The 14,626-nt window shown below is 54.6% G+C and carries 17 protein-coding genes; 12 read left to right on the top strand and 5 right to left on the bottom strand.

Features of this window, described 5'->3' with window-relative positions:
* Positions 1–42 precede the first annotated feature (42 nt).
* The 4 genes from fur to ybfF all read right to left on the bottom strand — a co-directional run bounded on the left by fur (position 43) and on the right by ybfF (position 2,722).
* A complete protein-coding gene (gene fur, locus VI01_RS20835) occupies positions 43–492 on the bottom strand; it encodes a ferric iron uptake transcriptional regulator (RefSeq protein WP_007890672.1) in 450 nt (149 codons plus the stop codon).
* A gap of 355 nt (positions 493–847) precedes the next feature.
* Entirely contained in the window at positions 848–1,378 is a 531-nt protein-coding gene (gene fldA, locus VI01_RS20830) for a flavodoxin FldA (RefSeq protein ID WP_034829111.1), read from the bottom strand.
* Between the two features lie 135 nt (positions 1,379–1,513).
* Positions 1,514–1,789 carry a LexA regulated protein gene (gene ybfE / locus VI01_RS20825; protein ID WP_045816504.1) on the bottom strand — a complete coding sequence of 92 codons (276 nt, stop codon included), beginning with the start codon at positions 1,787–1,789 and terminating at the stop codon, positions 1,514–1,516.
* 168 nt (positions 1,790–1,957) lie between these two features.
* Positions 1,958–2,722: an esterase gene (gene ybfF, locus VI01_RS20820; protein WP_045816503.1), complete on the bottom strand. Its 765-nt coding sequence runs from the start codon at positions 2,720–2,722 to the stop codon at positions 1,958–1,960.
* Positions 2,723–2,970: 248 nt separating this feature from the next.
* Here ybfF and seqA point away from each other — a divergent pair, with 248 nt between their 5' ends.
* Both seqA and pgm read left to right on the top strand, forming a co-directional pair.
* Positions 2,971–3,516, top strand: a complete 546-nt coding sequence (gene seqA, locus VI01_RS20815; protein ID WP_038648252.1) for a replication initiation negative regulator SeqA — start codon at positions 2,971–2,973, stop codon at positions 3,514–3,516.
* Between the two features lie 25 nt (positions 3,517–3,541).
* Positions 3,542–5,182, top strand: coding sequence for a phosphoglucomutase (alpha-D-glucose-1,6-bisphosphate-dependent) (gene pgm, locus VI01_RS20810; protein WP_038648250.1), 1,641 nt, complete (start codon positions 3,542–3,544; stop codon positions 5,180–5,182).
* Between the two features lie 83 nt (positions 5,183–5,265).
* Here pgm and kdpE read toward each other — a convergent pair whose 3' ends face one another.
* Entirely contained in the window at positions 5,266–5,940 is a 675-nt protein-coding gene (kdpE, locus tag VI01_RS20805) for a two-component system response regulator KdpE (RefSeq protein WP_038648247.1), read from the bottom strand.
* A 245-nt stretch (positions 5,941–6,185) separates the two neighbouring features.
* On the opposite strand from kdpE, the gene VI01_RS20800 reads away from it, so the two are divergent.
* The 10 genes from VI01_RS20800 to pcp all read left to right on the top strand — a co-directional run bounded on the left by VI01_RS20800 (position 6,186) and on the right by pcp (position 14,620).
* Positions 6,186–6,386 carry a YbfA family protein gene (locus VI01_RS20800; RefSeq protein ID WP_045816502.1) on the top strand — a complete coding sequence of 67 codons (201 nt, stop codon included), beginning with the start codon at positions 6,186–6,188 and terminating at the stop codon, positions 6,384–6,386.
* Positions 6,387–6,539: 153 nt separating this feature from the next.
* A complete protein-coding gene (locus VI01_RS20795; RefSeq protein WP_038648241.1) occupies positions 6,540–7,496 on the top strand; it encodes a 2-thiouracil desulfurase family protein in 957 nt (318 codons plus the stop codon).
* Positions 7,497–7,508: 12 nt separating this feature from the next.
* On the top strand, positions 7,509–8,936 hold the full coding sequence (gene phrB, locus VI01_RS20790) for a deoxyribodipyrimidine photo-lyase (protein ID WP_045816501.1): 1,428 nt from the start codon (positions 7,509–7,511) through the stop codon (positions 8,934–8,936).
* A gap of 22 nt (positions 8,937–8,958) precedes the next feature.
* Positions 8,959–9,702: a type 2 GTP cyclohydrolase I gene (locus VI01_RS20785; RefSeq protein ID WP_045816500.1), complete on the top strand. Its 744-nt coding sequence runs from the start codon at positions 8,959–8,961 to the stop codon at positions 9,700–9,702.
* Positions 9,703–9,851: 149 nt separating this feature from the next.
* Positions 9,852–10,508: a 5-oxoprolinase subunit PxpB gene (gene pxpB, locus VI01_RS20780; RefSeq protein ID WP_038648233.1), complete on the top strand. Its 657-nt coding sequence runs from the start codon at positions 9,852–9,854 to the stop codon at positions 10,506–10,508.
* Positions 10,502–11,434: a 5-oxoprolinase subunit PxpC gene (gene pxpC / locus VI01_RS20775; protein WP_045816499.1), complete on the top strand. Its 933-nt coding sequence runs from the start codon at positions 10,502–10,504 to the stop codon at positions 11,432–11,434. Before pxpB ends, pxpC begins: the two co-directional genes overlap by 7 nt.
* Entirely contained in the window at positions 11,424–12,161 is a 738-nt protein-coding gene (pxpA, locus tag VI01_RS20770) for a 5-oxoprolinase subunit PxpA (RefSeq protein WP_045816498.1), read from the top strand. Before pxpC ends, pxpA begins: the two co-directional genes overlap by 11 nt.
* A gap of 59 nt (positions 12,162–12,220) precedes the next feature.
* The gene (locus tag VI01_RS20765; protein ID WP_038648224.1) at positions 12,221–12,949 is read left to right on the top strand and encodes a DUF969 domain-containing protein; all 729 of its coding nucleotides are present in this window, start codon (positions 12,221–12,223) and stop codon (positions 12,947–12,949) included.
* Complete coding sequence (locus VI01_RS20760) at positions 12,949–13,965, top strand: DUF979 domain-containing protein (RefSeq protein WP_045816497.1); 1,017 nt, start codon at positions 12,949–12,951, stop codon at positions 13,963–13,965. Before VI01_RS20765 ends, VI01_RS20760 begins: the two co-directional genes overlap by 1 nt.
* Positions 13,966–13,972: 7 nt before the next feature.
* Entirely contained in the window at positions 13,973–14,620 is a 648-nt protein-coding gene (gene pcp / locus VI01_RS20755; protein WP_038648216.1) for a pyroglutamyl-peptidase I, read from the top strand.
* The last annotated feature ends 6 nt before the right edge of the window (positions 14,621–14,626 follow it).

Genomic DNA, 14,626 nt, shown 5'->3' with positions numbered 1-14,626 from the left:
GGTGACCAGCACCGGTTTTTTTATATTGCATAGCACACTCAATTACTTATCGTGGAGCGTATCGTCTTCGCGGCAGTCTCCCAGTGCACAGTGACCGTACAAGTACAGGCTGTGGTTGCTGAGTTTGATGCCGTGGCGAGTAGCAATCTCACGCTGACGCGTTTCGATTGATTCATCGCTGAATTCGATCACTTTGCCACAATCTAGGCAGATCAAGTGGTCATGGTGATGCTGCTGAGTCAGTTCGAATACGGATTTGCCGCCTTCGAAGTTATGACGGGTGACGATACCCGCGTCATCAAACTGGTTAAGAACGCGATATACCGTTGCCAGGCCAATCTCTTCGCCCATATCGATCAGGCGCTTATACAAATCTTCCGCACTGACGTGATGGGACTCGGGGCCCGGTCCCTGAAGCACTTCCAAAATTTTCAATCTTGGGAGAGTGACTTTCAGGCCAGCCTTCTTCAATGCGGAGTTGTTGTCAGTCATTCGGATATTGTCCTGTTACTTTGCATGTCACTTACGGCGCAGGGGCCTTGAATGTTTAGGTCACGCGTATTCTCATTTGCGTCTCATTATAGAACTCAAGCAGTGAAATGAAAACCAGGGTAGCGCGCAAATCAACAAAAGTCGTAAGGATAAACATCGCCTACGCCAGCGCGGAACGGTGTGGTTTGGGTTTCCATTTCACTCAGCCTCAGTCAACAATCAGAGGAATAAGCGGATGACCATTGCGGGTATTCTACAGATTTGCGGGGAAAAGTTAAAAAACCGTAGCTATTATTTTTATAGGAATTTCCTTTGCCCCAACGTGAGCCAGCGCTCACATTGGGGAGGCGAGGCATCAGGCTTCGATGATCTCTTTCAACTGCAGCTCATCAAAAATCTGTTTCACCCAGGCGTCAACGCGTTCGTTGGTCAACTCAGGTTGACGATCTTCGTCAATCGCCAGGCCGAGGAAGTGTTTGTCATCGGCCAGACCTTTTGAGGCTTCAAAATGATAACCCTCGGTCGGCCAGTGGCCCACGATCACCGCGCCGTTGGGCTCAATGATGTCGCGAATCGTGCCCATCGCATCACAGAAATACTCTGCATAATCTTCCTGGTCGCCACAGCCAAACAGCGCCACCAGTTTGCCATTAAAGTCGATCTCTTCCAGCGTAGGGAAGAAGTCATCCCAGTCACACTGTGCTTCGCCGTAATACCAGGTAGGGATGCCTAGCAGCAGGATGTCGAACGCTGCGAGATCTTCTTTGGTGCTCTTAGCAATGTCATGCACTTCGGCGACATCTTTACCCAGTTGTTTCTGGATCATTTTTGCAATGTTTTCAGTGTTGCCGGTATCGCTGCCGAAGAAAATGCCTACGATTGCCATGGGTTAAGTAACCTCTTAAAGCCTGATTGTGAAAGTAAGTCAATTGACTGCACATGTTAGCGAATGATAGCAGACCGTTGAAAAGGGCGGAACGAGTAAAGCCTGAACTTTGTGTTCCTGCGTGCGGTCAGCGCGCTAAGACAGTTTGAGTTGCGCCAGCAGCATTTGTTCAATCAATTCGCTGCGGCTGGTGTTTTGTTGCTCGGCCAGCGTGTTCAGGGCGTCGACCGCTTCGCTGGACATTTTCAGCTCAACACGACGCAGCCCTCGCACTTTATCGCGCTTGAGCTGGTTACGTTTGTTGATACGCAACTGTTCGTCACGTGTCAGCAGGCTGGTTTTGGGGCGACCGGGACGCCGCTCGTCTGCAAAAAGATCAAGCGTGGTACGGTCTGTCTGTTCTTTTGCCATGATTTGTGAAACTGAGTGGGCGCGAACGGCGGAAAGGCGCTGCGCGATTTATACATTATCGGCCCGACCACGGCGAAAAAATCATCCGCGGCAAATTTTTAGCGCGACATCATACTCCAGCACCATCCGCGACGCCAACCCTAAACCGCATACGGCAAGCTTTTGCTTTTACAGGTTAAAAAAGCGACGAACTGCGCGCAAAACCGCATCAGGTTTTTCAGCATGTACCCAATGACCGGCGCCGCTGATCACGTGCGCATGGGCGTGAGGGAACTGACGCAGCAGTGCATCACGATGCTGATTGTCCAGATAAGGGGAATCGCCACCGCGAATAAACAATGCGGGATGTGGCCAGGCCGGAACCTCCTCCCAGCCAGAAATCGTGGTGTAGTTGTCCCACAGCACCGGCACGTTAAAGCGCCACTCGCCCTCCACAAAGGACTTGAGGATAAACTGAATCACCCCCTCTTCAGCGACATGTTGGCGCATCACCTCGGCCGCTTCACTGCGACGGGACACGCCCGCCGCTGTCACGGCGCGGATACCGGCGAAGATTTCATCGTGGCGGCGGGTTTGATAATCCACCGGCGCAATGTCGATCAACACCATTTTCTCAATACGTTCGGGGGCCACGGCACTGAGCGCCATGGCGATTTTACCGCCCATTGAGTGGCCTATTACGCCAGCACGTTCAATCTTATGTGCATCCAGCGTCTCCACGATGTCTTGCGCCATGGCGTGATAATCCATCACCTCACTGCGTTCAGACAAACCATGGTTGCGCACGTCCACTTGCAACGTGGGGCGTGCATCCCGGACACCGCGCGCCAGCAGGCCAAGGTTATCCAGGCTACCAAAAAGGCCATGAATTAACAGAATAGGGGGGGCTTCAGGGGTAGATTGTTCAGTTTGCAGACGGGCGTTCAAAATCATGGCTAAAGTTCTTACGGTTGTGACCTTGGCTTAGGGTATCATGGATTCACCTGTCCAGGAGCCAGCCGGCCAGGCATTAGGGCATATTCCGACTTTTGCCCTGAAACAACGCCAGCGCTATCGGCTGCCACGGATTTAACTTTATAATCCTTATGTTAGAGCCCGCTCACGTTTTGCACAGCTCGATTTTGCTAAGGCCGTTGCAATAATGCGTGGTTCTGTCATTTGCCAGAATTGTACGGAATAAGATGAAAACGATTGAAGTTGACGAAGAACTCTACCGTTATATTGCCAGCCACACGCAGCACATTGGTGAAAGCGCTTCCGATATTTTGCGCCGCATGCTGAAATTCACCGCGGGCCAGACTGCACCGACTGCACCTGTCGCTGCTGCTTCGGCTTCGGTGAAGGAAGCGCAGCCAGTGCGCAGCGAAGCGCGTCCTCAGGATCGCGTACGCGCTGTGCGTGAACTGCTGCTCTCTGATGAGTATGCCGAGCAGAATAAGGCGGTTAATCGCTTTATGCTGGTACTGTCAACGCTTTATCGTCTTGATCCAGCAGCCTTTGCTGATGCCACTGCCTCGCTGCAGGGCCGCACTCGCGTCTATTTTGCGGGTGACGAGCACACGCTGCTGCAAAATGGCACCCATACTAAGCCGAAGCACGTTCCTGGCACACCGTACTGGGTGATCACCAATACCAATACAGGCCGCAAATGCAGCATGGTGGAACACATCATGTTGGCGATGCAGTTCCCTCAGGAACTGACAGAGAAAGTTCGCGGCACCATTTAAACTGAAGCGTCAGGGAGAAGCGCCAATGGCCAATCACCCCCGTGCCGGGCAGCCTGCCCAGCAGAGCGATTTGATTAACGTTGCACAATTAACCTCGCAGTATTACGTCCTGAAGCCAGATGCGGCGAACCCGGACCATGCGGTGAAATTTGGCACTTCTGGCCACCGCGGCAGCGCGGGACGCCAAAGCTTCAATGAAGTGCACATTCTGGCGATTGCGCAGGCGATCGCGGAAGAGCGCAAAAAGAATGGCATCACCGGCCCGTGCTATGTGGGTAAAGATACCCACGCATTGTCTGAACCGGCCATTCTGTCAGTGCTGGAAGTGCTGGCGGCGAACGGTGTGGATGTGATCGTGCAGCAAGACAATGGCTACACGCCAACGCCGGCGATCTCCAACGCCATTCTGGAACACAACAAACGCGGTGGCGCGCAGGCGGACGGTATCGTCATCACGCCTTCACACAACCCGCCAGAAGATGGTGGCATCAAGTACAACCCGCCAAACGGCGGTCCGGCTGATACCAACGTCACCAAAGTGGTGGAAGATCGCGCTAACCAGCTGATCAAAGGCGAACTGAAAGACGTAAAACGTCTGCCGCTGGATCAGGCCTGGGCAAGCGGCCATATCGTTGAGCAGGATCTGATTCAGCCGTATGTTGAAGGTCTGGCTGAGGTCATTGACTTCCCGGCAATCCAGAAAGCGGGCCTGAAAATCGGCGTTGATCCATTAGGTGGCTCCGGTATCGCTTACTGGCAGCGTATTGCTGAGCACTATAAGCTGGATCTGACCATCGTTAATGATGCTGTCGATCAGACCTTCCGCTTCATGCATCTGGATAAAGATGGCGTGGTGCGTATGGATTGCTCGTCTGAGTGCGCAATGGCGGGTCTGCTGGCGTATAAAGATAAGTTCGATCTGGCTTTCGGTAACGACCCGGATTACGACCGTCACGGCATCGTCACACCTGCAGGCCTGATGAACCCGAACCACTATTTGGCCGTGGCGATTAATTACCTGTTCCAGCATCGCCCGCAGTGGGGCAAAGATGTTGCTGTGGGTAAAACCCTGGTCTCCAGCGCAATGATTGACCGTGTGGTCAATGATATTGGTCGCAAGTTGGTTGAAGTGCCGGTTGGTTTTAAATGGTTTGTTGATGGCCTGTTTGATGGCAGCTTCGGTTTCGGCGGAGAAGAGAGCGCGGGTGCTTCCTTCCTGCGCTTCGATGGTTCCGCCTGGTCAACCGATAAAGACGGTATCATCCTGTGCCTGCTGGCAGCCGAAATCACTGCGGTGACCGGCAAAAACCCGCAGCAGCACTATGACGAACTGGCCGAACGCTTTGGTGCGCCAAGCTATAACCGTCTGCAGGCGCCGGCGACCTCAGCGCAAAAAGCGGCACTGTCTAAGCTGTCACCGGAAATGGTGAGTGCTGACACGCTGGCGGGCGATCCGATTACTGCACGTCTGACCGCAGCACCTGGCAACGGCGCGTCAATCGGTGGTCTGAAAGTGATGACCGAAAACGGCTGGTTTGCTGCGCGTCCATCAGGCACTGAAGACGCTTACAAAATCTACTGTGAAAGCTTCCTTGGCGCTGAGCATCGCCAGCAGATCGAGAAAGAAGCGGTAGAGATTGTTAGCGAAGTGCTGAAAAACGCGTAACTGAACCGTTGAGGTGCGCTGATTAATGTGCGCCTTTTCACGCGATTCCTGAAACGACCCACGTGACAACGTGGGTCGTTTTTTTATGGCATAAAGCGGTAGCCAATACCGGTTTCGGTCAGCAAATGGCTGGGTTGGGTCGGATTGCTTTCCAGCTTCTGACGCAGATGCCCCATATAAATGCGCAGATAATGGCTGTGCTCCACCGCATTCGGCCCCCATACCTGATTCAACAACTGACGTTGCGTCAGCACCTTCCCGGCGTTGTTCAGCAATAAACTCAGCAGGCGAAACTCGGTAGGTGTCAGGTGAATTTCCTGATCGTTACGTAACACGCGGCGTGCGGCCAGATCGACACTCACTTCACCGAATTTCACCACCGGCTCTGGCTGGCTGCTTTGATGCCGACGTAATGCCACGCGCACGCGGGCCAATAGCTCACCAATACCAAACGGCTTAGTCAGATAGTCATCGGCACCGGCATCCAGCGCATCGATTTTGTCCTGCTCATCACTGCGTGCAGACAGGACGATCACCGGCATACTGCTCCACTGGCGTACTTCGCGGATAAAGTCGTTGCCGTCACCGTCCGGCAGTCCGAGATCGAGGATCACCAAATCAGGCTTTCGCGTGGCCGCTTCAATCAGTCCGCGTTGTAATTGCTCCGCTTCCACAATCTTCAGGCCTTCGCTTTCCAGCGCCAGGCGCACGAAACGGCGAATCTCTTTTTCATCTTCAACAATCAAGATGGTCGTCACGCTGACTCCTGCCACAGGTAAAGTTAATACGGCACTTTATCAAGAATCGGCCACCGCGTCCGTCATGATGTTTGTAACCTCGCAATATCTCTATGTTTACAATTATGTAACTTACTTTCATGCAGCGCCGAAAAGCACAAAAAAAGACCAAAATTAGTGGTCGGATGAGTAGTAAAATTACACAACTAAGCGTAATATCTGAGGCAGATCACATTTCAACGCAAAATTTACCCCAGGAGGCAATCATGTATCAGGCTTATCCACTTTATAAAATCGTGTTGCGCCGTTTTCTGGCGGTATTGGTCGGCATACTTGCCTTACCTGTCATGCTGTTTCGCGAGGATCGTGCCCGTTTCTACAGCTATCTGCACCGCGTCTGGTGTAAGACCAGCACTAAACCCGTCTGGCTGGCGCAGACCGAAGCAGTAGGCAGCATCCACTGGTAAGCGTTTTCACGATTCATTAAGAACCCGGCAGCTTCAATCAAGCGCCGGGTTTTTTTATTCTCAACTTTGTCTGTATTCCCCGCTTAACCGCTGTTATCTCTCTCCGTTTCAGCTACACTTAAACCTCTACAAGATTTTGGAGGTTGTACAAGTATGAGCGAAAAAATTCCTGTCGGTATCAGCGCTTGCCTGCTAGGGGATAAGGTCCGTTTTGACGGTGGCCACAAGCGTTTCGCTTTTGCAACCGAAGAACTGACACCCTTTATCCGCTTTGAACCGGTTTGCCCGGAAATGGCGATTGGCTTGCCTACGCCACGCCCGGCTTTGCGCCTGGTCAAAGAGTCGGACGAGCAAATTCATCTTTGTTTCAGTAAAGATGGCGGTCAGGAGGTCACGGATGAGATGCAGCGGTGGTCAGCCGAACGGGTGAAATCACTACATCATCTGTGCGGCTACATTCTCTGTGCAAAATCACCCAGCTGTGGCCTCGAGCGCGTGCGCGTCTATCAACCTGATACCAATGATAATCGCAAAGCCGGCACCGGTGTTTTCACTTCATTCCTGCAGCAGGAAATGCCCTGGCTGCCGCTGGAGGAAGATGGCCGCTTACACGATGACGCCATTCGCGAAAACTTTATGGGGCGCGTGTATGCGTTGCATGAGTTCAATGAGATGTGGCGCAGCGGTTTAACCCGCCACAAGCTGATCGCCTTCCACAGTCGATACAAGTTGCTGCTGCTGTCGCACGCGCAGGATGAGTATCGCGAGATGGGGCGTTTTGTGGCGGCAATGGAGCAGTGGGATTCGCTGGATGATTACGCCTTTGAATACCGAATTCGCCTGATGCATTTGATGTCCCACCAGGCTTCGCGACGTAATCACACCAATGTGTTGATGCATGTACAGGGCTACTTCCGCCCGCAGTTATCGTCACCGCAGCGCCAGGAACTGGCGCAGCTCATCGATCGTTATCGCACTGGCGTCCAGCCGCTGTTGGTTCCTATCACCATGCTGAAACACTACATGGCGGAATATCCGCATCCGTGGCTGGCGCAGCAACGTTACTTTGATCCTTACCCGGAAGCGCTGCGTCTGCGCTACGGACAATAATCCCGGAGCATTATGACCACCCACTTAGTCTGGTTGCGTAACGATCTGCGCATCAATGACAACACTGCGCTGGCTGCTGCCTGCCGCGACAGCCATGCGAGGGTGCTTGCGCTATTTATTGCCACGCCCAAGCAGTGGCAGCAACACCATATGGCACCGAGGCAGGCGGCTTTTATTCATCAAAATCTGTGTTCGTTGCAGGATTCACTGGCCGAGCGCGGTATTCCGTTGCATTACCATCAGTGCGATGACTTTGCTGCTTCAGTGGATTACCTGAGTGCGTTTTGCGACCAGCATCAGGTGGATGAGTTGTATTACAACTATCAGTATGAAATTAACGAGCGCGAACGTGATGCGGCCGCCGAAAAGCGTCTCGATGCCCAGGGCGTAATTTGTCAGGGCTTTGATGACAGCCTGTTATTGCCTCCCGGCAGCGTGCAGACCGGCAATCACACCATGTTTAAAGTCTTCACACCGTTCAGCCGCGCCTTTGTCCGTCGACTACATCAGGGATTACCGGAGTGCCATCATGCACCCAAAGCGCGCCAGGATGCGCCGGTCAGTGCGGGTCAGAAAATCCCAGCATTTGATTATCCACTGGAAGCGTTCGATACATCGCTGTTTCCGGCTGGGGAAGAGGCCGCATTAAAGCAGTTGCGCCATTTCGGCAAACAATCCGTGCAGCACTATCCCGACGTGCGTGATTTACCGGCACTAGATGGCACCAGCCGCCTCTCGCCCTATTTGGCCATAGGAGTACTGTCTCCGCGCCAGTGCTTACATCGTATATTGAAAGAACATCCTGATGCGTTGAACGAAGGCAAAGCCTTTACCTGGCTCAATGAACTCATCTGGCGCGAGTTTTATCGCCATCTGATGGTGGCATTTCCGGCGTTGTGTAAGCACCAGCCGTTTGTGGAGTGGACGCATAACGTACAGTGGCAAAAAAACGATGCACATCTCACGGCCTGGCAGCAGGGCAAAACGGGATATCCCATTGTCGATGCGGCAATGCGTCAACTTAACACGCTGGGCTGGATGCACAATCGCCTGCGCATGATTGTTGCCAGCTTTTTGGTAAAAGACCTGCTGATCGACTGGCATGAGGGGGAACGCTACTTCATGCGACAACTGATTGATGGCGATCTGGCGGCCAACAACGGTGGCTGGCAGTGGGCGGCCTCAACGGGCACCGATGCGGCACCGTACTTTCGCATATTCAATCCTACGACTCAGGGGGAACGCTTTGACGAAAAAGGCGAATTTATCCGCCAGTGGCTACCAGAGTTGAAAGATGTGCCGGAGAGTGACATTCATCAGCCGCAGGTGTGGGCGAAGAAAAACAACAAGAAACTCGATTATCCCGCGCCAATCGTGGAACATAAGGACGCACGTAAAAAGACATTAGACGCCTTTGAGCGCGCGCGCAGCGCGGCCTGAGGCGATCAGGGAGCCGTACTAAATGAATCATGTTGAGTTAGAACATATCGTTAATCAGCAGCTGAACACCAGCGCCTTCAGCGACTATGCGCCCAATGGTTTGCAGGTGGAGGGCCGTGCGGAAGTGAAAACCGTCATTACGGGCGTTACCGCGTGTCAGGCGCTATTAGATGAAGCGGTAAAGCGTAATGCCGATGCTATCCTGGTCCATCACGGCTATTTCTGGAAGAGCGAATCGCCGCTGATTAAAGGAATGAAACGCCAGCGCCTGCGCACGTTGCTGGTCAATGATATCAACCTGTATGGCTGGCACCTGCCGCTCGATGCCCATCCGCAACTCGGCAACAATGCACAGCTGGCAAAATTGTTTGATATCGACGTGAAAGGGGAAATTCAGCCGTTAGTGCCATGGGGCGAGCTGGCTGAACCGTTGAGCGGCGAAGCGCTTGCCGCGAAAATCGCCGAACGTTTAGGCCGTAAACCGTTGCACTGTGGTGATAACGCCCCGGCACTGATCAAACGTGTCGCCTGGTGCAGTGGCGGTGGACAGGGCTTTATTGATAGCGCGGCCGCTTTTGGCGTTGATGCCTTCATCACCGGTGAAGTCTCAGAGCAAACCATTCACAGCGCACGCGAACAAGGCCTGCACTTTTTCGCCGCCGGACATCATGCTACCGAGCGTGCCGGTATCAAGGCGCTGGGCGAATGGCTGGCGCAAAGCTACGGCCTCGACGTGACCTTTATTGATATCGACAATCCTGCCTGATTTCTCCTCTTCGCGTCCTTAACCCACGTTAAGGACGCAAATCTGTTGACACATCTCTGTCACTTTCGCATAACTTATTGACTTTCATTATAAGCAAAGCGATTTGTGGACATTTTTTGTCCGCGTTAATCATGACCGGGAGGTGGGTTTTGCAACGAGCACGTTGTTATCTACTGGGTGAGCGAGCCGTCGTGCTGGAGCTGGAACCGCCCGTTTCACTCGCCAGCCAGCAGCGCATCTGGGGACTGTGCCAACGCCTGCAGCACAATGAACAGGTTCAGGAAGCGATTCCGGGAATGAATAACCTGACGTTGTTACTGCGCGATCCGCAATTGAATGCGCTGGATGCCATTGAGCGTCTACAGCGCTGGTGGGAAGAGAGTGAGGAACAGATCCCTGAATCACGTCGGGTAGAGATTCCGGTGGTGTACGGGGGCGCGGGTGGCCCCGATCTGCAAGTGGTGGCTGAGGGTGCCAGCCTGTCGCCAAAACAGGTCGTCGAACTGCACAGCAGTGTTGATTACGTGGTCTATTTTATCGGCTTCCAGCCGGGTTTTCCCTATCTGGGCGGGTTGGATGAGCGTTTGCACACGCCGCGCCGTGCTGAACCGCGTGTCATCGTGCCCAGCGGCTCGGTAGGCATCGGTGGCAGTCAGACCGGCATTTATCCCCTGGCAGCACCAGGCGGCTGGCAACTGATCGGTCATACTCCGGTCAGCCTTTTCGATCCGTTACAGCATCCGCCGACACTGCTGCGGCCGGGTGACAGCGTGCGCTTTGTGCCGCAACAGGAGGGCGTATGTTAAACATTCTACGCGCCGGATTAATGACCTCGATTCAGGATCAGGGCCGCAGCGGCTGGCGGCAATATGGCATCAGCGTCAGCGGAGCGCTGGATCAACCTTCGATGCGTACCGCCAATATGCTGGTGGGCAATCCGGAGGAGAGCGCGGTATTAGAGATTGTGCTTGGCCAGTTTAAAGCGGAATTTAAACGTGACGGCTGGTTTGCACTCACTGGCGCGGGCTGTAATGCTGACCTGGATGGCAAACCGGTGTGGACTGGCTGGCGCTTACCGGTGAAAAAAGGCCAGGTGTTGTCACTGGCGATGCCGGTGCGCGGTATGCGTAGCTATCTGGCAGTCAATGGTGGTTTCGCCACTGATGAGATGCTCGGCTCGCACAGTACCGATCTCAAAGCTGCTTTTGGTGGTTTCCAGGGCCGTAAGTTGCAGGATGGCGATCAGCTACCGTTGGGCAAACCCTTACGAACGTTCAAGGGCAAAGCGGGCGTACGTCAACTGCTGTGGGGCAACCGCATTCGCGCCTTACCGGGCCCGGAGTATAACGAGTTCACGCGCGAAGCGCAGGAAGGTTTCTGGCGCAGCCCGTGGAAGCTGAGTCCGCAGAGTAATCGTATGGGTTACCGCATGCAGGGCCGTCAACTGCAGCGTAAAGCCACGCGTGATTTGTTGTCGCACGGGTTAGTCCCTGGCGTAGTGCAGGTGCCGCCTAATGGCCAACCGATTGTGCTGATGGCTGATGCGCAAACCACCGGCGGTTATCCGCGTATCGCCTGTGTTATCGAAGCTGACCTGTATCAACTGGCGCAGATTCGACTCGGCGAACCGATTCACTTTATCCATTGCACTCTGGAAGAAGCGCTGCTGGCGAAGCAGCATCAACAGCGCTCCTTTGACCAATTAGCCTGGGGGCTTGCACATGAAGATTGATCTTAATGCTGACCTCGGTGAAGGCAGCGCCAGCGATCAGGAGCTGCTGACGTTGGTGAGTTCGGCCAATATCGCCTGTGGATTCCACGCCGGTGATGCGCAAACCATGCTGCAATCGGTGCGCTGGGCTAAAGCCTCAGGTGTAGCGATCGGCGCCCACCCCAGCTTTCCGGATCGCGAGAACTTTGGTCGCACCGCGATGCAGCTGCCGCCGGAAACGGTGTATGCGCAGATGATCTATCAGATCGGTGCATTAAAGAGCATCGCCGAAAGTGAAGGTGAGCGTTTAGTGCATGTGAAGCCGCACGGCATGCTTTACAACCAGGCGGCAGCGGATGCCACGCTCGCCGACGCCATTGCCCGCGCGGTGAAGGCGGTGGATCCCGCATTGATACTGGTCGGCCTGGCAGGTAGTGCTTCGATTAAAGCGGCTGCGCATTATGGTCTGCGCACGCGAGAAGAGGTGTTTGCCGATCGTGGCTATCAGGCAACCGGTGCGCTGGTGCCGCGTAGCCAGCCAGGGGCGATGATTGAAGTCGCCGAGCAGGCGCTGGCGCAAACGCTCACCATGGTGCAGCAGCGTCAGGTGCAGAGTATCAGCGGGGAATGGGTGAAAGTGAATGCCGAGACCGTCTGCTTACATGGTGATGGCGCACATGCGCTGCAATTTGCACGCACGTTGCGTGCCGCGTTTGCTACTCATCAAATTGCTGTCACCAGTGCTTAAAAATAACAACTCGCCCGGCACGCTGCCGGGCTTTTTATTTTCAGATGAAGGGGAAATAAATGGATAACGTGGTTAATCTCTGGCCGTTACTCGGCATTGCCACCATCGTACTGGGGTTTGTGTTGCGCTTTAACCCGGTGCTGGTGGTGATTGTTGCCGGTTTTGTTACCGGCCTGGCTGCGCATCTGCCGCTGGCCGATATTCTCGAGAAACTCGGTTCCGGCTTCCTGAATACCCGCAACCTGCCGCTGATTTTGCTGCTGCCGCTGGCCGTGATCGGTTTGCTGGAGCGCCACGGTTTGAAGGAGCGCGCACAAAGCTGGATCGCGCAGATCAAAACGGCGACGGCGGGCCGTTTGCTGATTGTCTATCTGTTCGTGCGTGAAATCACCGCTGCACTGGGTTTAACCAGCCTTGGTGGCCATCCGCAAATGGTGCGTCCTCTGCTGGCTCCGATGGCGGAAGGCGCCACGGAAAACCGCTATGGTGAAGTGCCCGATGAAGTGCGCCATCGCTTGCGCGCCATGTCGGCAGCCACCGATAACGTCGGGCTGTTCTTTGGTGAAGATATCTTTGTCGCATTCGGCGCGATTATCTTCATGCACAACTTTATGCAGGAGTCGGCAGGCATCAGCACCGAGCCGCTGCATATCGCCTTGTGGGGTATTCCAACCGCACTCTGCGCCTTCCTGATCCATTCGGCGCGACTGGTGCGCCTTGACCGCCAGCTGGCGCGTGAATTGGGTGCTATTAATCAGCAGGCGTTGCACGCCAAAGGCGGGAAATAATGTTTCAGCAACAATATCTGATGTGGCTGGCAGGGGTGATCCTGCTGGTGGTCGCCGTTCTCTCCTGGCGCGATGCGGCTAACCCAAGACGCTTTACGACCGGTTTATTCTGGGCGCTGTATGGCCTGATGTTCCTGATTGGTGAGGGTGCCTATCAACTGATGGGGCAGTGGGCGGGCGATGCTGTCGCCGGTAAACGCATGCTGCACATTGGCGTGGGCGTTGCCGTGGTGTTGATGGCGTTAATTGCCGGCTTCGGCGGCGTGCGTCTCGGTAGCTATCATCAGCGCAGCGATCAGCAGAAGCGTGAAAGTGCGCAGCGTTTGCGCAATAAGCTGTTTCTGCCCGCGCTGGCGATTCCGGTGGTCACCGTGATCGGCGTGCTGGCGTTTAACAACATCCCTGGCTTGCAAGATGCCGTGTTTGGCCCGGGTAATCATTCAACGCTGGTGACCCTGTTCTCGATGATGGTCGGCTGCGTGCTGGGCTGGATCATCGCGCTGCAAATCACCCATGAAAAACCGCTGCAGTCGATGCAGGAAACCCGCCGACTGCTGGATGCGGTGGGTTGGGCATTTATTCTGCCGCAAATCCTTGCCACGCTCGGTCTGTTGTTCACCAGCGCGGGCGTTGGCACCGCGATTTCACATCTGACTGAACAGTATCTGGCAGTGGACAATCGTCTGATTGCGGTCGCGGTCTACGCGATTGGCATGGCACTGCTGACCATGGTGATGGGAAATGCGTTTGCTGCCTTCCCGATAGTGACGGCTGGCATTGGGATGCCTATTCTGGTGCTGCAACACGGCGGCAATCCGGCGGTAATGGCGGCAATTGGCATGTTCTCTGGCTATTGCGGCACCTTGATGACGCCGATGGCGGCGAACTTCAACATCGTACCCGCGCGTTTACTGGAGTTGCCGGATCGAAACGGGGTGATCAAGGCTCAGGTGCCAACCGGTGTGCTACTGTTGGTGGTAAACGTATTCCTGCTCTACTTCCTGATGTTCTTGTGAGGTCGCAATGAAAACGGTATTAATGACGGCGTTTGAGCCGTTCGGTGGCGAAACCATTAACCCTTCATGGGAAGCGGTGCGCAGTTTTGACGGTAAAGTGATTGCCGGAGCCCGAATTGTGGTGCGCCAGTTACCCGTGGTGTTTGCCACCTGCGGAAAGGTGCTAACGCAAGCGCTGGATGAGATCCAACCTGACCGCGTATTGTGCGTGGGCCAGGCCGGTGGGCGTGTTGATATCACCGTCGAACGTGTGGCGATCAACGTGGATGATGCGCGTATTCCCGACAACGATAATCAGCAGCCCATCGATCAACCGATCGTTGCGGATGGCCCTGCAGCCTATTTCTCTACATTACCGATCAAGGCGATGGTCGCAGCCCTGCGTGAGGTTGGTGTGCCGGCCTCGGTATCGCAAACCGCAGGAACCTTCACCTGTAACAACGTGATGTACAGCCTGCTGCACTGGCTGAAGACCACCAACAGCCAGGCACGCGGTGGCTTTATTCATATCCCCTATATGCCGGAGCAGGCGGTGAATCATCCCGGCGTCGCCAGTATGGCGACGGCCAGCGTGATCCTGGCGCTGGAAACCTCGTTGCAGGTGATGTTGAGCACTGAAAATGACATCCGCGTGGTCGGTGGAGCGACGCATTAACAGGAG

This window comes from Pantoea sp. SM3 (assembly GCF_000963995.1).
In the GTDB taxonomy this organism is placed as follows: domain Bacteria; phylum Pseudomonadota; class Gammaproteobacteria; order Enterobacterales; family Enterobacteriaceae; genus Pantoea; species Pantoea rwandensis_B.
The sequence above is the reverse complement of the archived record's forward strand: the minus strand, read 5'-3'. Positions and strand labels throughout refer to the sequence as shown.